Here is a 20,825-nt window from a genome sequence, read left to right as displayed (position 1 = left end):
TGAATGCCCACGCCTGAAGACGCGGTTCCCCTCGCCGGAGGTCTAATGGATTTCCGGGGACGGCCGCTGCCCGGCTAACCTCCAGACATCACCCTTACGCAGCAGGAGTCGAGAATCATGGCCCAGGTCCAGCGCATGTCCCGTTTGATGGTCAAGACATTGCGTGACGACCCGGCGGACGCGGAGACGCTCAGCCACAAGCTGCTGGTCCGCGCCGGCTACGTACGACGCAACGCCGCGGGCATCTGGACCTGGCTGCCGCTCGGCAAGAAGGTCCTCGACAACGTCTCCCGGGTGGTCCGCGAGGAGATGGACGCCATCGGCGCCCAGGAGGTCCTCCTCCCGGCCCTGCTGCCCAAGGAGCCCTACGAGGCCTCCGCCCGCTGGGAGGAGTACGGCGACCTCCTCTTCCGCCTCAAGGACCGCAAGGGCGCGGAGTACCTGCTCGGCCCGACGCACGAGGAGATCTTCACCCTGGTGGTGAAGGACCAGGTGGCCTCGTACAAGGACCTGCCGGTCATGCTCTACCAGATCCAGACGAAGTACCGCGACGAGGCCCGCCCGCGCTCCGGCGTGCTGCGCGGCCGCGAGTTCCAGATGAAGGACTCGTACTCCTTCGACATCACGGACGAGGGTCTCGCCGAGTCCTACCGGCTGCACCGCGAGGCGTACCAGAAGATCTTCGCGCGCCTCGGTCTCGACTACCGCATCGTGTCCGCCGTCTCCGGCGCCATGGGCGGCTCGGCCTCCGAGGAGTTCCTCGCGCCCGCCGCCGCCGGTGAGGACACCTTCGTGGACTGCCCGGCCTGCGACTACGCCGCCAACACGGAGGCCGTGACCTTCAAGCTCACACCCGTCTCCGCGGAGCACGGCGCGGTCGAGGAGCTGGACACCCCCGACACCCCGACCATCGAGACGCTCGCCGAGCACCTCGGCGTGCCCGCCTCCGCGACGCTGAAGAACCTGCTGGTCAAGGTCGACGGCGAGATCGTCGCCGTGGGTGTCCCCGGCGACCGCGAGGTCGACCTCGGCAAGCTGGGCGAGCACCTCGCCCCGGCCGTCGTCGAGCTCGTCACGGCCGAGGACTTCGAGGGCCGGGCCGACCTCGTACGCGGCTACGTGGGCCCGCAGGGCCTGGAGAAGGTCCGCTACATCGCCGACCCGCGCGTCGCGCCCGGCACGGCCTGGATCACCGGGGCCAACAAGATCAACACACACGCGAAGAACGTCGTCGCCGGCCGTGACTTCGAGGTCGACGACTACCTCGACGTCGTCGTGGTGCAGGCGGGTGACCCCTGCCCGGCGTGCGGCACCGGCCTCAAGATGGACCGCGCCATCGAGATCGGTCACATCTTCCAGCTCGGCCGCAAGTACGCCGACACCTTCGGTCTCGATGTCCTCGGGCAGCAGGGCAAGCCGGTCCGCGTGACCATGGGCTCGTACGGCATCGGCGTCTCCCGCGCGGTCGCCGCGCTGGCCGAGCAGTCGGCCGACGAGCAGGGCCTGTGCTGGTCCAAGGAGGTCGCTCCCGCCGACGTGCACGTGGTCGCCGCGGGCAAGGCCCTCCAGACCGAGCTGGCGCTCGACGTGTCCGAGAAGCTCGGCGCCGCGGGCGTCCGCGTCCTGGTCGACGACCGCGCCGGCGTCTCCCCGGGCGTGAAGTTCACCGACGCGGAGCTGATCGGCGTACCGACGATCCTGGTCGCCGGCCGCCGCTCGGCCGAGGGCGTCGTGGAGCTGAAGGACCGCCGCACCGGCGAGCGCGAGGAACTGACCGTCGAAGAGGCGATCGCCCGCCTGACGGCGTAGCCGTTCACCCGGCGGCGCCCCCACAGTCTCCTCTCGCGAGGGGCGGGGGCGCCGCCGGGTTTTTTCTACAGGGTTGCTCCCCGCACACGCAGGATGTGACGATCCGTCATGTGCCGTGCGTCGTAAGGGTCATGCGCCCTGCGGGGAATCGGTCCGACAGGGAATTGGTCTGACAGCCCTAGAGCCAGCCGGCGAACTCCAGGAGGAGTTCGGCGTCGCGGAGGCGGCCGACCCGGCCCGCCCGGACGCCCGACTCGACGGCGCGGAACAGGGTCCAGCCGCGCAGCCGCTCCTGGTCCACGTCCAGGGACTCGGCGAGCCGCTTGACCCGGCGCCGGGTGATCGACGGCCCCGAAGGCGATGCGATGAGGTCCTCCACCCGGTCGCGGACCAGCCGGGCCAGGTCGAACGCGCACTCCCCGACCACCGGGTCCGGTCCGACGGCCAGCCAGGGCACGCGCTCCCCGGCGAGCACTTTGCTCTGCCGGAAGGTGCCGTGCAGGAGCCGTGCCTCGGGCGGTCCGGCCAGCAGCTCGTCGCGGGCCGTGAGCGCCGCGTCGACCAGGGCCCCGACCTCGGCTCCGGTACCGGCCTCGGCCGCCGCCGCGGCCCGCATGGCCTCGGCCTGCCGCCCGGTCCGCTCCGCGACGGTCTCGAAGACCTGGCCGGCGGGTGGCTCGACCCACAGCCGACGCAGCGTCCCCGCCGCCTCCAGCAGGGCCTTCGCCTCGGGCAGCGACCGCACGGACATGTCCGGGTGCAGCCGTTCAAGGAGCAGGACGCCATCGGAGCCGGAGGCGTCGCCGGGGTCGAGAAGGCGGACGGCGCCGCGGCCGTCCCAGTGGGCGAGCGCGGCCCGCTCGCTCTCCGGACGCGCCCGCTCGGGCGCCAGTTTCAGCACGGCGGGCGTGCCGTCGGCCTGTCGCACCAGGACGACCAGACTGCTGCGCCCACCCGGCGCCTGCACCCGTTCCACGGTCAACTCACGCAGATCGAGGGCCTGTTGGACCAGCTCGGGCAGCCTCTCCAGCCACTCGTCGGCCTCGTCGACCCCCTCCGGCCCGCTCCGGCGGGTCTCGCCGAGCGCCCGAAGAAGGCGCTGCGGCGGTTCGAAGGCCATGCGCGAGTCCATGCGCGAGATGTTCCCTTCCAGGTTCCAGGACGCGTTACGTCGGCGAGGGCGCCGTGGCGGACGGGTTGCCGGCCCGCTCGGCGAGCCCAGGGAAGGCTACGCTCTCGCCGCTCCAGCGCACCGCACGGACCGCGGCCTCCCGCAGCGCCCCGGCCGCCATGCGCCGCCGGTCGCCCGTGGCGGCGCGTACGAGGTCGGAGTACACATCGGCCACCCGCTCCTCCAGCTCGGCCGCGAACCGTATGGCCGTGGCGGTGTTCGTCACGGGGAACGGCAGCATGTACGCGGCCGACGCGGCCTCGGGTGAGCCGCCCATGTCCTTCACCGCCCGCGCCAGTTCGTCCCGGCGGGCCCGATGGGCGTCGTACGCCGACCGGGCGTCCGTCTGCCGGGCCTCGCCGATCCGGCCGCCGACGACGCCGTAGCCGTAGACGGCCGCGTGCTCGGCGCCCAGCGCGGCCTGCAGGGCCTTGAGCTCGGCTTCCTCGGTCCTGTTCCGCTTGCTCACTTCGCCGCCTTCGTCAGCAGAAACGCGTGGGCCGCACCGGCCGCCGCCACCGAGGCGAGCAGTCGGGCGAGCTCTCCGGGAACCTCCACCAGTGCCTGCGTCCGTTCGTCCGCGAGCGCCAGTTCGGCGGCGGCGAGGTCGGCGAGCGCGTCCTTGGGCCGGGCCGCCACACCGGGGGAGGCGCCGGCCGAAACCGAAGCCGCGCTCGACGCCGAACTCGAACTCGAACTCGAAGCCGACTCCGACGCGGAAGCCGACGGAGACCCCGACCGGGACGCGGACGGAGACGCCGACGAGGAGGGCGAGGGCGGGGACACGAGCGGAGACACGGACGGGGACGCGGACGCCCCCGCGCTGCCGCCTCCGAACGCCCTCACGTGCCGGACCACCTCCGCCCGCAGCGGGCCGAGCCGCTCCGCAAGGTCCGGATGGGCGGCGATCACCGCGGTGTACCGGTCGGAGAGCGTCATGCTGTCGCGGGCGGCACGAGCGCGGGCCCGGTCCGCGGCCGAGGGGCTGCCGCCCGTCGTGTCGCTGGACGGCTCGGGAGCGGAACAGCCCGCGAGCGCGAAGGCGCCCGCGGCGGCCGCGAGCAGGGTCCTTCGGCGCGGACCCGACGGGGTGCGCGACGGCAGGGGGAACGACACGGCAGACGTCCTCGGAGGGCTCGAACGAAAGTATGGGCGAGCTGCCCGCGATCACGGTACCCGCGCATCGGCCGATCACCGCCCAGCGGCTCTCGCCCATCTGTCTCCGGCGCGATTTCGCGGACGCTCTCCGGCAGCTGTCCGCGCGAGCACACCCGTCGCGGTGGACGGCAACACCCTCCGCGACCGGATACCCTTTGAGCTGACACGCGACCAACCCACAACAGCACACGCGGCCGAGGAGTCACCCGGATGAGCACGACCCAGAGCGAGAGGCTGCGAGAACTCCTGGATCCGCTCGTGAGCTCCCAGGGCCTCGATCTGGAAGAGATCGAAGTGGAGACCGTAGGCCGCAAGCGTGTTCTGCGCGTCGTCGTGGACTCGGACGAAGGTGCCGACCTGGACGCGATCGCCGATGTGAGCCGCGCGCTCTCGGCGAAGCTCGACGAGACGGACGCGATGGGTGCGGGTGAATACACCCTCGAAGTCGGAACCCCCGGTGCCGAGCGCGAGCTCAAGGAGCACCGCCACTACGTACGCGCCACCGACCGCCTGGTGAAGTTCCAGCTGGCGGAGAACGAAGAACTGCTCGCCAGGATCCTGCGGGTCGAGGACGACGGTCTGGATGTCGAAGTGCCGGGCGTGAAGGGGCGCAAGCCCACCGCCAAGCGGCTCGCCTTCGCGGACATCGTCAAGGCCCGGGTCCAGGTCGAGTTCAGCCGCAAGGACAAGAAGGAAGAGGAGGCGTAGCCGTGGACATCGACATGAGTGCCCTGCGGGGTTTGGTACGGGAGAAGGAGATCTCCTTCGACCTGCTGGTCGAAGCGATCGAGTCGGCCCTCCTCATCGCCTACCACCGCACCGAGGGAAGCCGCCGGCGCGCGCGCGTGAAACTCGACCGGGAGACCGGCCATGTGACCGTGTGGGCGAAGGAGGACCCCGAGGATCTGGAGGAGGGGCAGGAGGCGCGCGAGTTCGACGACACCCCGTCGGGGTTCGGCCGGATCGCCGCGACCACCGCCAAGCAGGTCATCCTGCAGCGCCTGCGGGACGCGCAGGACGACGCGACCCTCGGCGAGTACGCGGGCCGTGAGGGCGACATCGTCACCGGTGTGGTCCAGCAGGGCCGCGACCCGAAGAACGTGCTCGTCGACATCGGCAAGCTGGAGGCCATCCTGCCGGTGCAGGAGCAGGTCCCCGGCGAGAACTACGAGCACGGCCTGCGCCTGCGCTCGTACGTCGTACGGGTGGCCAAGGGCGTCCGCGGTCCGTCCGTGACCCTGTCCCGTACGCACCCGAACCTCGTGAAGAAGCTCTTCGCGCTGGAGGTGCCGGAGATCGCCGACGGTTCCGTCGAGATCGCCGCCATCGCCCGCGAGGCCGGCCACCGCACGAAGATCGCCGTCCGGTCCAACCGCAGCGGTCTGAACGCCAAGGGCGCCTGCATCGGCCCCATGGGCGGCCGGGTGCGCAACGTGATGGCCGAACTGAACGGCGAGAAGATCGACATCGTCGACTGGTCGGACGACCCGGCCGACATGGTGGCGAACGCGCTCTCCCCGGCCCGTGTCTCCAAGGTCGAGGTCGTCGACCTCGCGGCCCGCTCCGCGCGGGTGACCGTCCCCGACTACCAGCTGTCGCTGGCGATCGGCAAGGAGGGCCAGAACGCCCGCCTCGCCGCCCGCCTCACGGGCTGGCGGATCGACATCCGTCCGGACACCGAGCACCCCGCCGAGCAGCGCGGGGAATAGATCGGGAATAGATCCGGCCCGCGGATCGGTTACATCACGACAACAGCCGTTCGATTTTTGCCCCAAAGGGGTGAGGTCGGTACGGGGAGGTAGACTTAAGAGTGTCTGGCCGGACGCGAGCCCGCGCATGCCCTGAACGCACCTGTGTGGGGTGCCGGGAGCGAGCGGCCAAGAGAGACTTGCTGCGCATCGTGGCGGTCGAGGGCGAATGCGCCCCCGATCCTCGCGGTACGCTGCCCGGCCGGGGTGCGTACGTGCATCCCGTTCTGGTCTGTCTCGATCTGGCGGTCCGCCGCCGGGCGGTCCCACGGGCGCTGCGCGCCCTCGGACCGCTCGACACCGAGGCCTTGCGCCTCTACGTCGAGCAGGCAAACCCGTAAGAAAGCGTCGTGCGGAACCCCCGTGCGGCCCTGGTATTCCGCGAGTTGGAAGTAGGTCGAGATTGCGATGAGCACTCGATGAGCACGCGATGAGTACGCCCATGAAGTAGCGACGGTCCGGACGCAGACCCGGACCTAAAAGGAGCGAAGTGGCTAAGGTCCGGGTATACGAACTCGCCAAGGAGTTCGGCGTAGAGAGCAAGGTCGTCATGGCCAAGCTCCAAGAACTCGGTGAATTCGTCCGTTCGGCGTCCTCGACTATCGAGGCCCCCGTCGTACGCAAGCTGACAGATGCCCTCCAGCAGGGCAACGGTGGCGGCAAGCCCGCCCCGCGCAAGGCGTCCCCGGCCAAGCCGGGTGCCCCCTCTCCGGCGCAGGCGGCCCGTCCGGCCGCCCCGCGCCCGCCGGCCCCGAAGCCGGCCGCGGCCGAGACTCCCGCGGCTGCTCCGGTCACCCCGGCCGCAGCGGGCCCGCGCCCGACTCCGGGTCCCAAGCCGGCCCCGAAGCCCGCTCCGGCGGCTCCGGCTCCGGCCGTGCCCGAGTTCACCGCGCCCCCGTCGGCGCCGACCGCGCCGACGACTCCGTCGACGTCCTCGGCTCCGGCCGCGGGTCCCCGTCCGGGCGCCCCGCGTCCCGCCGGCCAGGCTCCGCGTCCCGGTGCCCGTCCTGCCGGTGGTCCCGGTCAGGGTGGTCAGGGTCGTGGTGACCGTCCCGAGCGTGGCGACCGTCAGGGCGCCCCGCGTCCCGGCGGTCAGGCTCCGCGTCCCGGTGCCCGTCCGGCCGGTCCCCGTCCGGGCAACAACCCGTTCACCTCTGGTGGCTCCACCGGCATGGCGCGTCCGCAGACGCCCCGTCCGGGTGGTGCCCCGCGTCCCGGTGGCGCCGGTGCCCCCGGTGGTCCGCGTCCGCAGGGCGCGGGCGGCCAGGACCGTGCTCCGCGTCCCCAGGGCGGTCCCGGCGGCGCTCCGCGTCCGCAGGGCGGTCCGGGCGGTGCCCGTCCCACTCCGGGCGGCATGCCCCGTCCGCAGGCCCCGCGTCCCGGCGGCGGTCCGGGCGGTAACCGTCCGAACCCCGGCATGATGCCTCAGCGTCCGGCCGCGGGCAGCCCGCGTCCCGGCGGCGGCCCCGGTGGCCGTGGTCCCGGTGCCGGCGGCGGTCGTCCCGGTGGTCCCGGTGCCGGCGGCGGTCGTCCCGGTGGCGGTTTCGCCGGTCGTCCGGCCGGTCCCGGTGGTGGCGGCGGCGGTTTCGCCGGCCGTCCCGGTGGTCCCGGTGGCGGTGGCGGCGGTTTCGCCGGCCGTCCCGGTGGTCCCGGTGGTGGCGGCGGCGGTCGTCCCGGCTTCGGCGGTCGTCCGGGTGGTCCCGGTGGCCGTGGTGGCACACAGGGTGCGTTCGGCCGTCCCGGCGGTCCGGCGCGTCGTGGTCGCAAGTCGAAGCGGCAGAGGCGCCAGGAGTACGAGGCCATGCAGGCCCCGTCCGTCGGCGGCGTGATGCTGCCTCGCGGCAACGGACAGTCCGTCCGCCTGTCGCGCGGTGCGTCCCTCACCGACTTCGCCGAGAAGATCGGCGCCAACCCGGCGTCGCTCGTCGGCGTGATGATGAACCTCGGCGAGATGGTCACTGCCACGCAGTCCGTCTCCGACGAGACGCTGAAGCTCCTCGCGGACGAGATGAACTTCGTCCTCGAGATCGTCAGCCCCGAGGAGGAGGACCGCGAGCTGCTCGAGTCCTTCGACATCGAGTTCGGCGAGGACGAGGGCGACGAGGACGACCTCGTGGTCCGTCCGCCGGTCGTGACCGTCATGGGTCACGTCGACCACGGTAAGACCCGCCTTCTCGACACCATCCGCAAGACGAACGTCGTCGCGGGCGAGGCCGGCGGTATCACGCAGCACATCGGCGCGTACCAGGTCGCGACCGAGGTCAACGGTGAAGAGCGCAAGATCACCTTCATCGACACCCCCGGTCACGAGGCGTTCACCGCCATGCGTGCCCGTGGTGCCAAGTCGACCGACATCGCGATCCTCGTGGTGGCGGCCAACGACGGTGTGATGCCCCAGACGATCGAGGCGCTGAACCACGCCAAGGCGGCCGACGTGCCGATCGTGGTCGCGGTCAACAAGATCGACGTCGAGGGTGCCGACCCGACCAAGGTGCGCGGTCAGCTCACCGAGTTCGGTCTGGTGGCCGAGGAGTACGGCGGCGACACGATGTTCGTCGACATCTCCGCCAAGCAGGGTCTGAACATCGACGCCCTGCTGGAGGCCGTGGTCCTGACCGCGGACGCCTCGCTCGACCTGCGGGCCAACCCGGAGCAGGACGCGCAGGGCATCGCGATCGAGTCCCACCTCGACCGTGGCCGCGGTGCCGTTTCGACGGTCCTGGTCCAGCGCGGCACGCTGCGCATCGGCGACACCATGGTGGTCGGCGACGCGTACGGCCGTGTCCGGGCGATGCTCGACGACAACGGCAACAACGTCGAGGAAGCGGGTCCGTCGACCCCCGTCCTGGTCCTGGGTCTCACCAACGTCCCGGGCGCCGGCGACAACTTCCTGGTTGTCGACGAGGACCGCACGGCGCGTCAGATCGCCGAGAAGCGCGCGGCGCGTGAGCGCAACGCCAACTTCGCCCGCCGGGGTGTCCGGTTCTCCCTGGAGAACCTGGACGAGGCCCTCAAGGCCGGTCTGGTGCAGGAACTCAACCTCATCATCAAGGGCGACGCGTCCGGTTCGGTGGAGGCTCTCGAGTCCTCGCTGCTCCAGCTCGACGTCGGCGACGAGGTCGACATCCGCGTCCTGCACCGCGGTGTGGGTGCGGTCACCGAGTCCGACATCAACCTGGCGACCGGCTCCGACGCCATCGTCATCGGCTTCAACGTCCGCGCTGCGGGCCGCGCGGCGCAGATGGCGGAGCGCGAGGGCGTCGACGTCCGGTACTACTCGGTGATCTACCAGGCCATCGAGGAGATCGAAGCGGCCCTCAAGGGCATGCTCAAGCCGGAGTACGAGGAGGTCGAGCTCGGCACGGCGGAGATCCGCGAGGTCTTCAAGTCGTCCAAGCTCGGCAACATCGCCGGTGTCCTGGTCCGCTCGGGCGAGGTCAAGCGCAACACCAAGGCGCGACTCGTCCGCGACGGAAAGGTCATCGCGGAGAGCCTCAACATCTCCGGGCTGCGTCGCTTCAAGGACGACGTCACCGAGATCCGCGAAGGGTTCGAGGGCGGTATCAACCTCGGCAACTTCAACGACATCAAGGTCGACGACGTCATCGCGACGTACGAGATGCGCGAGAAGCCGCGCTCGTAAAGCGGTTCCAGGCTGGCCGGCGGTGAGCAGTCACCGCCGGCCAGCCTGGCTTTTACCGGATCACGCAATTCCCCGCGTCCCGAAGAGGGACGCGGGGAACTGTGTGACCGGCCTCGGCCGGTCATGCGGCCGGTCATCCGGCCGGCGCTCGACCGGGGGCCCGGAAACCCCGTCGAGTGAGCAGACGGTTCGTTGTACGGTTCTGATGTCCCTGCCAAGTGCATTGGCAGGCCATCTATCCCGTACCGGCGGGACATCCGGTTACACATGTATGTGGGGACGCTGTCCTTCGATCTGCTCCTCGGCGACGTTCACTCGCTCAAGGAGAAACGCTCTCTCGTCCGGCCGATCGTCGCCGAACTCCAGCGGAAGTACGCGGTGAGTGCCGCCGAGACGGGCAACCAGGACCTTCACCGCCGGGCAGAGATCGGCCTGGCGGTGGTCTCCGGGGACACCATGCACCTGACCGACGTACTGGACCGGTGCGAACGGCTGGTCGCGGCGCGACCGGAGGTGGAACTGCTGTCGGTACGGCGCAGAGTCCACACAGACGAAGACTGACGAAACAAGCAAGGCGAAGAAGGAGACGGACCAGTGGCCGACAACGCGCGGGCGAAGAGGCTGGCGGACCTCATCCGAGAGGTGGTGGCCAAGAAGCTGCAGCGCGGGATCAAGGACCCGCGGCTCGGCACTCACGTCACCATCACGGACACCCGGGTCACCGGGGACCTCCGGGAGGCCACCGTCTTCTACACGGTGTACGGGGACGACGAGCAGCGTGCCGAGGCGGCCGCCGGCCTGGAGAGCGCCAAGGGCGTGCTCCGCTCGGCCGTCGGCGCGGCGGCGGGCGTGAAGTTCACGCCGACGCTGACGTTCGTCGCGGACGCCCTGCCGGACACCGCCAAGACCATCGAGGACCTGCTCGACAAGGCACGGGCCTCGGACGAGAAGGTGCGCGAGGTCTCGGCCGGCGCGTCCTTCGCGGGTGACGCGGACCCGTACAAGAAGCCGGGCGAGGACGACGAGGACGACGCGGCGGAATGACGCAGAAGCCCAACACGCCCGACGGGCTTGTCATTGTCGACAAGCCGTCGGGCTTCACCTCGCACGACGTGGTCGCCAAGATGCGCGGGATCGCCAGGACGCGCCGGGTCGGCCACGCGGGCACCCTCGACCCCATGGCGACGGGCGTGCTCGTCCTCGGGGTCGAGAAGGCCACCAAGCTCCTCGGGCACCTCGCGCTCACCGAGAAGGAGTACCTCGGCACGATCCGGCTCGGCCAGAACACGCTGACCGACGACGCCGAGGGCGACATCACCTCCTCGACGGACGCCTCCGGCGTGAACCGCGACGCGATCGACGCCGGGGTCGCCAAGCTGACCGGCGCCATCATGCAGGTGCCGTCCAAGGTCAGCGCCATCAAGATCGACGGCGTGCGCTCGTACAAGAGGGCGCGCGAGGGCGAGGAATTCGAGATCCCGGCCCGCCCGGTGACCATCTCGTCGTTCGCGGTGTACGACATCCGTGAGGCGGTCGCCGAGGACGGCACCCCGGTGCTCGACCTGGTCGTCTCCGTCGTCTGCTCGTCCGGGACGTACATCCGGGCGATCGCCCGCGACCTCGGCGCGGACCTGGGCGTCGGCGGTCACCTCACCGCCCTGCGCCGCACCCGCGTCGGCCCCTACAAACTGGACTCCGCGCGCACCCTCGACCAGCTCCAGGAGGAGCTGACGGTGATGCCGATCGCGGAGGCGGCCGCGGCCGCGTTCCCGCGCTGGGACGTGGACACCAGGCGCGCCGGGCTGCTGCTGAACGGCGTCCGGCTCGACATGCCCGACGAGTACACGGGCAAGGGCACCGTGGCGGTCTTCGACCCCGAGGGCCGGTTCCTCGCGCTGGTGGAGGAGCAGAAGGGCAAGGCGAAGAGCCTGGCCGTCTTCGGCTGAGGTTCCCTTCGGCCGAGGTCCCCCGCGCGCACGCCAGGTGCGCCGGACGGGTGGACACTCCGCCCGTGGAGCGGCGATCACGGGGTCTCGTGCCCGCCGCTCCACGGTCCCCCCTCGGGTCCCCCACCCAAGGGTGTATATCCATCCACTCTCCCGTATTCACCCCATCGGGCAGGCGCTCGGAGTGAACCGAGGGAGTAGAAGGGGGCGCGTTCGCCTCACGATCTGTCCCGCTGATCACCTCACCCCTACCGTCGGAGCAGGAGCGCGGCGGGGAGGTTCGAGTATGGCGGGGCGAGGCCCGCGGACCGGGAACGACGAGGCGGCGGTCGACGCCGGACAGGCGCGGGACGATGTCCTCGTACGCGTCTGCGACCTGGCGGGCCGTCCACGCGGCACGGGTTTCGCGGCCGACCATCACGGCACCGTGATCACCGGCCACGAGGCCGTCGACGGCTTGGACCGACTCGTCCTGCACGCCCCCGGCGACCGCACCTGTGTCGTGACCGCCGACGCAGTCACGCCGCTGCCCGAAGTCGGTCTGGCCCTCGTACGCACCGAAGGTCTCGGCCTCGGCCCGCTCCCCGTCACCGTGCGGGACCGCGTCGCGACCGGTACGTACGTCCGGATCGCGGCGGGCGGCTGGCGCGAGGCGCGGGTGCTGGGCTCCTCCGCCGTGACGTACCCGACCACCGGCCGAATCCATCTCCTGCGCGACACACTGGAGTTGGCGATCGGCACGGCGGGCGCGGACGCGCTCCGGCCGGGCGGCGGAGCGGCCGGGGGGCCGGTCCTCGACGCCGGCACCGGCGCCGTGGTCGCCGTCGTCGGCACCGCCCTGCTTCCCCGGACGCCGGACGGCACCGGGCCGGAGGAGACTCCGGCCGGCCATCGGGCGCCCGGCTTCGCCGTCCCCCTTCGCGGTACCGCGGGGCCGCTCGCCGATTTGTTGGCCCGCAACGCGGCGACCGTTCCCGCGTACGGCGCCGATCTGAATCTCGCGGGCGCACTGGAACTCACCGCGACCTCGGTGGGCTCGGACGGACCCCGTCCACCGGTCCCGTCCGGGGCCGCGGGAACGGACCCCGGAATCGTCGAACGGGCCGATGTCATCAGGGAGTTCGCGACGTTCGAGAGCGGCCCGGCCGTCGTCCTCGGGCTCGTCGGCCCGCCCGGCAGCGGCCGTACGACGGAACTGGCCGCGCTCGCCGCCCGCCGCCTGCGGGGCCCCGAACCGGCGCCCACCCTTTGGCTGCGCGGCGCCGACCTCCGCGCCGACGACACCTCGGTGGCGGACGCGGCGACGCGCGCCCTGGAGCGCGCCGGGCGGATCGTGGCCGCGTCCCGGCAGAGCCCCGGCGCGCCCGGGGCGGAGGCCGCGCGGCGGTCCGCGGACGAGGATGTGCTGCCCCCCGAGGGATACGGCGGCGAACTCGGCGACATCGGTCCGGACCGGCTGGCGCGCTCCACCACCCGGCCGCTGCTGCTCCTTCTCGACGGCCCCGAGGAGATGCCACCCGAGCTTGCCCACCGGCTCCCCGCCTGGACCGAGGGAACGGCCGCCTGGCTGACGGAGACCGGCACCCGACTCGTGGTCGGCTGCCGGGCGGAGTACTGGGAACGGGCGGGGGCGGAATTTCCGGCGGAGCTGCTGCACCGGCCGTCGGCGTACCCGGGCGGGCAGCCCTCGCCGGACGCGGACGCCGACGGCCTGCCCGCCTGTGTGCGGCTCCGCGATCTGACCGAGGAGGAGGCCCGGCGAGCCCGGTCGCGTGCCGGGATTCCGGAGGGCACCCTCGTGCCGGCCGACGCCCGCCATCCGCTGGTGCTGCGGCTGCTCTCCGAGGTGCGGGCCGCGCCGGTGGACCTGCCGGCCGAACGGCTCGACCGCGACGACGTGTTCGCGGCCCACCTCGACCTGATGTGCCTGCGCGTCGCGGTCCGGCTCGCCGCGGCGAACGGGTTGCGCGGCACCGCCGTGCGGCGGCTCGCCGCCCGGGTCTCCGGCCAGGTTCACGAAGCCGCCCGACGCTGTCTGGGACCCGGGCAGGGCCAACTGCACCGGGTGTCCTTCGAAGCCGTCTTTCCCTGGGGCCCGGCCCCGGGCCGCCTCGCCGGCATCACCGGCTGGGCGTCCGCCGTTCTCACCGAGGGACTCCTCGTTCCGGCCGGCGACGGTTACCGCTTCGCCCACGAAGAGCTCGCCGACTGGATCCAGGGCACCCACCTCGACCTGGACGCGGCGCTGGACAGCCTGGTCCACCGCGCGCCCGCCGCACCCGACAACGGCCCCGGGCGTACGGGGACCACGGCGCCCGGCCGTCGGCACGCCCGCCGCGCCCGGTCCACAGGGCCCGACTCTGGAGCGCCCGACTCCGGGGCGGACACCCTTCCCGTCCCCCGCCACAGGATCGGCCCCGTCGTCGAGGCCCTGCTCCTGCTGGCCCGTCAACAGGGCACCGCCGAACTGACCCTCCGTCTGGAGGGTCTCGTCCACGCGGTCGACGATCTGCTGTCCGAGGCCGCCCCGGACCGCCTCACCGTCCCGCCCGGCGCAGCCCCGCCCGGCACCCCGCACAGGGCCCCGCTGGGCGACCCCCTCTGGTGGGCCACTCGCCTCTGCACCACAGTGCTGCTCAGGGTGCCCGACGCGACCCCGTACATCGGCGTGCTGCGGCTGCTCACCGAGCGGATCGTGGCGTGGCGGCAGCAGGGCAGGGCCGTGCCGGAGGAGTTCGGCCCGGCGTTCTGGGTGGTGCTGCCCGTACCGGACGAGGAACGCTTCGACCTGCTCAGGCGCCTGGTGGTCGCCGACCCCCGCCGGGCCCCGGCGACCGAGCCCTCGGACCCCGGCGAGGCCTCCGCCGCCCCGCGCCATCTCGACACCGTCTCCCGTCTCCTCGAGGCCGACCCCACCGCCGTACACCGCCACCTCACGCGCTGGTTCGAGGACGAGCGGTCGCTGCCCGCGACCCCGAACGCGACCGTGGCCACGGCCGCGCAGGCGCTGCTGTACGCGCACCGGCGGCGGGCGCCGGACGATCTGGCCGAGTCCCTGGTGGCCTGCGCCCACCCGCGGGGCGACGAACTGCTGGCCGTGCTGGCCGAGGAGGAGCCGTCGCCCGTGTGCCGGGCGGTGGACCGGTGGGCGCACGACGAACAGCCGGTGCGGCGCGTGGCCGCGGTCGCGTACGGGCTGCGGGCGGCGCCGTTCGCGGGGACGGCGGCCGACCGCGAGCTGCTGCGTCACGCCGCTCTCACCCTGCTCGCCCGTCCAGCCGACCGCACGCTGCACGGCGGGGCGCTCGGCATCCTCGTACGGGATCCGTTCACGCGTGCTCTCTACCTGCCGCAAGCTGTGGAGCGCTTCGCGGCCGACGACCCACGGCTGCCCCCGAGCGCGTTGGCCGCCGCACTCACCACCCACCCCGAGCCCGTGCTCGCCGCCTTCCGCGACCGGCTGCGGCGGCTCGGCCCCGACACGGCCGAACTGCTGAGCTCCCTCGCCGACGTCACCGCACCGGCGCTCGCCCGCCCGGTCGCCGCGCTGGTGCGGGAGACCGTGGAGTTCTGCCCAGGAGCCGCCGCGTACATGGCTGCATACGTGGACCGGCGCCTCGACCGCGGGAGCACCGCCCAGACCGTACTGTTTCCCCTGGTCAGCGGTCTGTTGGAGGGCTGTTGCGCGTCGGTGCGGACGGCGCTCGCCCAGGTCCTCGCGACGCCGGGAGACAAGGCGTCGACCCCGCTGCGGCGCGAGCTGCTCGATCTGCTGCTGGCGCACGAGCGGGATCCGGCCGTTCTCGTCACCGTCCTGAGGGCCGCCGCCGACGGCCTCGACCGGCGAGGCGAGGAGCCCACCCGCGAATTGGTGCACCGCGTCGGCCTTCTCCTCGTCCGCACACCGGCCGGGGCCACCGGCTTCGACCGAGGTCTCGTCGACGAGGCCCGGCGCGTACCTGGCTTCGCCACCCTGGTCGCCCGCTGGCTGACCGGCACCCCCGAGGAGTGGTCCGCCATGGTCGGCCCCAGCACCCGCCGCCTGATCGACAACCTGGCCGGCGTGAGGGTTCCCATCTGAAGCACGCCCGCGCACGGCACTCCGCGCCGCACACCGCGGCCGTGGCGCTGAGCAATCGGTCACAGCCCGATGCCGATGCAAGCCGAGAGCACACGGCATGGCACCCTTAGAGCTGCGAATAAGGCAATCACGGACACGGGTTCGACAAGGAGCGGTCACAGTGCAGCGCTGGCGTGGCTTGGAGGACATCCCCGAGGACTGGGGGCGCAGCGTCGTCACCATCGGTTCCTACGACGGGGTGCACCGCGGACACCAGCTGATCATCCGGCATTCCGTGGACCGCGCCCGTGAGCTGGGCGTCCCCTCCGTCGTGGTCACCTTCGACCCGCACCCAAGCGAGGTGGTCCGCCCCGGCAGCCACCCCCCGCTGCTCGCCCCGCACCACCGCCGCGCCGAACTGATGGCCGAACTCGGCGTGGACGCCCTGCTCATCCTGCCGTTCACCACCGAGTTCTCGAAGCTGTCGCCCGCCGACTTCGTGGTGAAGGTGCTGGTCGACAAGCTGCACGCCAAGGCCGTCGTCGAGGGCCCCAACTTCCGCTTCGGCCACAAGGCCGCCGGCAACGTCGACTTCCTGCGCGAGCAGGGGGCGACCTACGACTTCGAGGTCGAGGTCGTGGACCTCCATGTGACCGGCGAGGCGGGCGGCGGCGAGCCGTTCTCCTCGACTCTCACCCGGCGCCTCGTCACCGAGGGCGATGTCGAGGGCGCTCGCGAGATCCTCGGACGGCCGCACCGCGTCGAGGGCATCGTCGTCCGCGGTGCCCAGCGGGGCCGCGAGCTCGGCTTCCCCACGGCGAACGTCGAGACCCTCCCGCACACCGCGATCCCCGCCGACGGCGTCTACGCCGGCTGGCTGCACGCGCAGGGCGAGGCCATGCCCGCCGCGATCTCCGTCGGCACGAACCCCCAGTTCGACGGCACCGAGCGCACGGTGGAGGCGTACGCCATCGACCGCGTCGGCCTCGACCTCTACGGTCTGCACGTCGCCGTCGACTTCCTCGCCTTCGTCCGCGGCCAGGCCCGCTTCGACTCCATCGAGGCACTGCTGGAAGCCATCACCGACGATGTGAAGCGCTCGCTGGAACTGATCGAGGCGTACGACGGGGAATAGTCCCCCTGCCTTCCACCGCCGCTCCAGTACCTCCAGCACCTCCAGTACCTCCAGCTCTACGTCGATCCCGGATGTGCGAAGGCCCGCACCGAACGCGAACGGTGCGGGCCCGAGCGGGAATCGGCCCCTTGACGGGGCCGATCGGCTTCTACTGCTGAGGGGGTGCCGGGGGCGGCGGCGTCTGCCCCTGCCCCTGGTTCGGTTGGTACGGCTGTCCGGGCTGGAACTGCTGACCCGGCTGAGGCGGCTGCGAGTAGCCCTGCCCCGGTGCCTGCGGATAGGGCTGACCCGGCTGCTGCGGGTAGGGCTGTCCCGGCTGGGCGTACGGCTGTCCGGGCTGGGGCTGCTGCGGAGCCTGACCGGGGGCGGCCTGTCCGGGAACCTGCTGTCCCGGAGCGTACTGTCCGGGAACCTGCTGCCCGGGAACGTACTGGCCCGGCATCGGCGGCGCGGCCACCGGCGGCGGGTTGCCGTCGTTCGTCCACAGCCCGTGCGACTGCTGGTGCCGCGCGATGTCCTCGGCGACCATCGCGGAGAGGTTGAAGTACGCCTCCCGCACCTTGGGGCGCATCATGTCGAGGTCGACCTCGGCGCCCGCGGACAGATGCTCGTCGAACGGCACGACCACGACACCGCGGCAGCGCGTCTCGAAGTGGCTGACGATGTCATCCACCTTGACCATCTTGCCGGTCTCGCGCACTCCGGAGATGACGGTGATCGACCGCGCGACTAGGTCCGCGTACCCGTGCGCCGACAGCCAGTCCAGTGTCGTACTGGCGCTGCTCGCCCCGTCCACCGACGGCGTCGAGATGATGATGAGCTGGTCGGCGAGGTCGAGCACCCCACGCATGGCGCTGTACAGCAGACCCGTACCGGAGTCGGTCAGGATGATCGGGTACTGCTTGCCCAGGACGTCTATCGCGCGCCGGTAGTCCTCGTCGTTGAAGGCCGTGGACACGGCCGGGTCGACGTCGTTGGCGATGATCTCCAGCCCGGAGGGCGCCTGGGAGGTGAACCGCCGGATGTCCATGTACGAGTTGATGTACGGGATCGCCTGCACGAGGTCACGAATGGTGGCGCCGGTCTCACGACGCACCCGGCGGCCGAGCGTACCGGCGTCCGGGTTGGCGTCGATCGCGAGGATCTTGTCCTGGCGCTCGGTGGCGAGCGTGGAGCCGAGCGCGGTGGTCGTGGTCGTCTTGCCCACACCACCCTTGAGGCTGATGACGGCGATCCGGTAGCACGAGAGCACCGGAGTCCGGATCAGTTCCAACTTCCGCTGCCGCTCGGCCTCTTCCTTCTTCCCGCCCAGCTTGAAGCGCGACGACGCGGCCGCCGGACGACCGCTCTTGGCCTTCTGCCTCTTGTTGTTGAGCAGCCGGTCGGAAGAGAGCTCCACCGCCGCGGTGTACCCGAGCGGGGCCGTGCCGGGATTGGTCGGCTGCCGCTGATCGTGCCGCACGGGCTGCGGCCAGGCGGTACCGGTCCGCGGGTCGACGGGGGCGGCGGGCTGCTGCTGTACGGGAGGGGGCCCCGGCTGGTGCGGAGGCTGCGGCTCTGGGCTCTGCGGCTGGGCCGACCCCGGGTACGGCGGGGCCGCCTGTCCCGGGGCCGGGGGCTGCTGGTGCGGCTGCGCGAGGTCGTAACCGGGCTGCGGGACGGGCGAGTTGGCCGCCGGCTGCGGGAATCCGTAGCCCTGCTGAGGGACGGGAGCGGGAGCCGGGGCCCGCGGCGGCACGGCGTCCGGCACGGGTACGGGCGCGCCGGGCTGCGGGAACCCGTAGCCGGGAGCCTGCGGGGCGGCGGGGTGGGCCGGCTGCTGGTCCTGGGGCGGGGTGTTCTGCTGCGGGAACCCGTAGCCCGGAGCGGGAGCGGACTGGTTGAGTCCCTGCTGCCCCGGGGCGGGAGCGTTCTGCTGCGGGAACCCGTAGCCCGGGGCCTGCGGGGCGGCAGGCTGGGCCGGCTGCTGGTCCTGGGGCGCGGCGTTCTGCTGTGGGAACCCGTATCCCGGGGCCCCGGCGGGCGGGGCAGCTGGGGCCGGGGCGGGCGCTCCGGGATACGGGAAGGCGTAGCTGCCCTGCGGGGCGGATGCCTGGTCCGGGGCGCCGGACTGGGGGAACCCGTAACTCCCCTGCTGCGGCGGAGCCGCTGCGGGCGCCTCGGATACAGGGGCCGGCGGTACCGAGGGCCGGGCCTGCGGCGGAGCCGGCACGGCGTTCTCGAATCCGGCCGGCTGCACAGGCGCGGGCCCCTGCGGCGAACCCGCCGCACCGGGCGCAGCGGGCGCACCAGAAGAGGGCCACGCCGACGGCACGGGCTGCGGCGCTGGGGGCTGGAAGGGCTGGCCGGGGGCGGGGGACTGCGCGGCGGGGGGCTGGAAGGGCTGACCCGGTGCGGGTGAGGGTGCGGGGGGCTGGAAAGGCCGGCCCGGCGCGGGCGCTTGTGCGGCCGGAGAGTGGAAGGGCTGGCCCGGTGCGGGCGCCGGGGGCTGGAAGGACTGGCCCGCTGCCGGTGCGGACGGCGGCTGCTGCGGCAACGGCACCTGCTGCGGCACCTGGTCCTGCGCGGCCGGTGCGGGCTCCACGGAGGCGGGCCACTGCGGGGCCGGTGCGGGTGCCGCGGGCTGGTAGGCGGGCGGCAAGGGCGGCAGCCCACCCTGCGGCAGCGGTGGCGGAGCCCAGGCCGGGGGAGTGTCGTGCACACTCGCGGGCTCCTCCGGCCGGACCACGGGCACCGCGTCCTGGGGCTCGCTGACCTGGAAGGAGTCGTCCTGCGGCTGGAACCCGTCGGCCACAGGGGCATCGCTGTCCGTGCCGACCTCGTCGTCCATGGAGCGCGGCTCCACGACCTCGGCGACCTCGCCCTCGACTTCGGTCGAGGCAGCGCTCGGTTCCTCGGCGGACTCCGGGCCCGGGGAGGCGACGACGGCGTCGTCGGACGTCGCGGCTTGTTCCACCACGGGTACGTCGGTCACGCTCGCGCGCTGGGAGGCGGCCTCCAGAGACTGGTAGGCAAGCACGGGATCGATGACGGGCTCGGGCTCACGCGCGGCCACAGGCTGGAGCTGTGCCATCTGCTCGGACCGGACCACGTGTTCGGGCTGGACCACGTGTTCGGGCTGGACCACGGAGCCGGGCTGGACCACGGCGTCAGGCTGGACCACGGAGCCGGGCTGGACCACGGCGTCAGGCTTGACCGTGGAGTTGGGCTGGATCACGGCGTCAGGCTCGATCGCGGCTACGGGCGCGCTCGGGGCCTTGTCCTCGCCCTCGGCCTTGTCCTCGCCCTCGCCCTTGCCCTCGGCCTTGTCCTCGCCCTCCGCCACACCGCTGTTGCCCCGGCCGCCGTCTTCGGCGCCGGACTCGCTGCCGCCCTCGGCCTCCGCTCCCTGGTTCTCGGAGCCGGCCGCGGTCACAGGAGCATCCACAACCGCGTCCGCGGACTCCGTGGCCTCGGAGACCGCCCGTTCCGCGATCTCACGCCTCAGCGCGCCGGCGGAGAACCGCATGGTCGCGCCGCTCTCCAGGTCCCCGCTCCCGGAATCCGGTTCGTCGGAAGCGGAAGCGGAGTCGGAAGAGGCGAGCGGAGCGGCGTTCGGTGCGACCGGCTCGGCGACGGGAGCCGGGAACTCGGCAGGCGTCCACGGCGCCTGGAACCCACCCACGGGAAGGTTCGGCAGAGCGCTCGCGCCACCGGCGTCGGCGACGGGCGCCACGGCCGGAGCGTGGGGCTGCGCGACGAGGGGTTGCGCGACGGGCGGCCGGACTGCCTCGGGGCCGCCCACGGGCGCCGGGTCGGCCGCGGTAGCCGCCTGAACGTCCGAAGCGGCTGGATCAGCCGAGTCCGTCGGGTTCGCCGAAGTCGTCGAGGCACCCGCAGCTGCCAGGTCCTCCGACTCCTCCGACTCCTCCGGGCCTGCCGAGTCCCCCGAATCGCCCGATCCCTGCGAGTCGCCCGTGCTCCCCGAATCCCCGGAACCGCCCGAGGCGTTCTGCGTGTACCAGGCGGGCGGCGCGTAGTCGATGGTGAACTCGCCCGTCGTCTCGACGGCGGACTCGGCGTCGGACTGGTCATCGCCGGGCGTGGCCCAGCCCCCGCGGATCCCGTCCCGATCGCTGTTCACAATTCCTCCTGGTGTGGTCGAGCACCCTCAAG

14 protein-coding genes are annotated in these 20,825 nt (G+C 72.5%); 10 read left to right on the top strand and 4 right to left on the bottom strand.

What is annotated here, in order from left to right; all coding sequences use genetic code 11:
* Positions 1 to 117: 117 nt before the first annotated feature.
* On the top strand, positions 118 to 1,809 hold the full coding sequence (locus ACFYR3_RS18305) for a proline--tRNA ligase (RefSeq protein ID WP_389283837.1): 1,692 nt from the start codon (positions 118 to 120) through the stop codon (positions 1,807 to 1,809).
* A 178-nt stretch (positions 1,810 to 1,987) separates the two neighbouring features.
* On the opposite strand, the gene ACFYR3_RS18300 is transcribed toward ACFYR3_RS18305, so the two are convergent.
* From ACFYR3_RS18300 to ACFYR3_RS18290, 3 genes are read right to left on the bottom strand one after another with little or no spacing between them, the layout of a single operon-like run.
* Positions 1,988 to 2,929: an aminoglycoside phosphotransferase family protein gene (locus ACFYR3_RS18300; RefSeq protein ID WP_389283976.1), complete on the bottom strand. Its 942-nt coding sequence runs from the start codon at positions 2,927 to 2,929 to the stop codon at positions 1,988 to 1,990.
* A 46-nt stretch (positions 2,930 to 2,975) separates the two neighbouring features.
* A complete protein-coding gene (locus ACFYR3_RS18295) occupies positions 2,976 to 3,449 on the bottom strand; it encodes a ferritin-like domain-containing protein (protein ID WP_355842125.1) in 474 nt (157 codons plus the stop codon).
* Complete coding sequence (locus ACFYR3_RS18290; RefSeq protein WP_355842122.1) at positions 3,446 to 4,096, bottom strand: hypothetical protein; 651 nt, start codon at positions 4,094 to 4,096, stop codon at positions 3,446 to 3,448. The genes ACFYR3_RS18295 and ACFYR3_RS18290 overlap by 4 nt, the downstream gene beginning before the upstream one ends.
* A 252-nt stretch (positions 4,097 to 4,348) precedes the next feature.
* Between ACFYR3_RS18290 and rimP the strand changes: the two genes are divergently transcribed.
* The 9 genes from rimP (at position 4,349) to ACFYR3_RS18245 (ending at position 16,670) form a co-directional block, all read left to right on the top strand.
* Entirely contained in the window at positions 4,349 to 4,846 is a 498-nt protein-coding gene (gene rimP / locus ACFYR3_RS18285; protein ID WP_355842119.1) for a ribosome maturation factor RimP, read from the top strand.
* A 2-nt stretch (positions 4,847 to 4,848) separates the two neighbouring features.
* Positions 4,849 to 5,847 (top strand): transcription termination factor NusA, encoded by a 999-nt coding sequence (gene nusA / locus ACFYR3_RS18280; RefSeq protein WP_355842116.1) that lies wholly within the window; start codon positions 4,849 to 4,851, stop codon positions 5,845 to 5,847.
* A gap of 101 nt (positions 5,848 to 5,948) precedes the next feature.
* Positions 5,949 to 6,227, top strand: coding sequence for a YlxR family protein (locus tag ACFYR3_RS18275; protein ID WP_355842113.1), 279 nt, complete (start codon positions 5,949 to 5,951; stop codon positions 6,225 to 6,227).
* Positions 6,228 to 6,376: 149 nt separating this feature from the next.
* Positions 6,377 to 9,529, top strand: coding sequence for a translation initiation factor IF-2 (infB, locus tag ACFYR3_RS18270; protein ID WP_355842110.1), 3,153 nt, complete (start codon positions 6,377 to 6,379; stop codon positions 9,527 to 9,529).
* A gap of 267 nt (positions 9,530 to 9,796) precedes the next feature.
* The gene (locus tag ACFYR3_RS18265) at positions 9,797 to 10,090 is read left to right on the top strand and encodes a DUF503 domain-containing protein (RefSeq protein ID WP_328553090.1); all 294 of its coding nucleotides are present in this window, start codon (positions 9,797 to 9,799) and stop codon (positions 10,088 to 10,090) included.
* A gap of 33 nt (positions 10,091 to 10,123) precedes the next feature.
* Positions 10,124 to 10,573 (top strand): 30S ribosome-binding factor RbfA, encoded by a 450-nt coding sequence (rbfA, locus tag ACFYR3_RS18260; protein ID WP_261709639.1) that lies wholly within the window; start codon positions 10,124 to 10,126, stop codon positions 10,571 to 10,573.
* Positions 10,570 to 11,475 carry a tRNA pseudouridine(55) synthase TruB gene (gene truB, locus ACFYR3_RS18255; protein ID WP_355842106.1) on the top strand — a complete coding sequence of 302 codons (906 nt, stop codon included), beginning with the start codon at positions 10,570 to 10,572 and terminating at the stop codon, positions 11,473 to 11,475. Before rbfA ends, truB begins: the two co-directional genes overlap by 4 nt.
* 286 nt (positions 11,476 to 11,761) lie before the next feature.
* The gene (locus tag ACFYR3_RS18250) at positions 11,762 to 15,556 is read left to right on the top strand and encodes a serine protease (protein ID WP_389283832.1); all 3,795 of its coding nucleotides are present in this window, start codon (positions 11,762 to 11,764) and stop codon (positions 15,554 to 15,556) included.
* Positions 15,557 to 15,716: 160 nt separating this feature from the next.
* Entirely contained in the window at positions 15,717 to 16,670 is a 954-nt protein-coding gene (locus tag ACFYR3_RS18245; RefSeq protein ID WP_355842100.1) for a bifunctional riboflavin kinase/FAD synthetase, read from the top strand.
* Between the two features lie 148 nt (positions 16,671 to 16,818).
* On the opposite strand, the gene ACFYR3_RS18240 is transcribed toward ACFYR3_RS18245, so the two are convergent.
* A complete protein-coding gene (locus ACFYR3_RS18240; protein WP_389283830.1) occupies positions 16,819 to 20,793 on the bottom strand; it encodes an SCO5717 family growth-regulating ATPase in 3,975 nt (1,324 codons plus the stop codon).
* Between the last annotated feature and the right edge of the window lie 32 nt (positions 20,794 to 20,825).

Source organism: Streptomyces sp. NPDC005784, from assembly GCF_042871525.1.
Taxonomy (GTDB): domain Bacteria; phylum Actinomycetota; class Actinomycetes; order Streptomycetales; family Streptomycetaceae; genus Streptomyces.
The sequence above is the reverse complement of the archived record's forward strand: the minus strand, read 5'-3'. Positions and strand labels throughout refer to the sequence as shown.

What these genes read in the sequence shown, in the direction of transcription:
- ACFYR3_RS18305 (WP_389283837.1), top strand. Translation starts at nt 118, where the DNA reads ATGGCCCAGGTCCAGCGCATGTCCCGTTTGATGGTCAAGACATTGCGT.
- ACFYR3_RS18300 (WP_389283976.1), bottom strand. Translation starts at nt 2,929, where the DNA reads ATGGCCTTCGAACCGCCGCAGCGCCTTCTTCGGGCGCTCGGCGAGACC.
- rimP (WP_355842119.1), top strand. Translation starts at nt 4,349, where the DNA reads ATGAGCACGACCCAGAGCGAGAGGCTGCGAGAACTCCTGGATCCGCTC.
- ACFYR3_RS18265 (WP_328553090.1), top strand. Translation starts at nt 9,797, where the DNA reads ATGTATGTGGGGACGCTGTCCTTCGATCTGCTCCTCGGCGACGTTCAC.
- truB (WP_355842106.1), top strand. Translation starts at nt 10,570, where the DNA reads ATGACGCAGAAGCCCAACACGCCCGACGGGCTTGTCATTGTCGACAAG.
- ACFYR3_RS18250 (WP_389283832.1), top strand. Translation starts at nt 11,762, where the DNA reads ATGGCGGGGCGAGGCCCGCGGACCGGGAACGACGAGGCGGCGGTCGAC.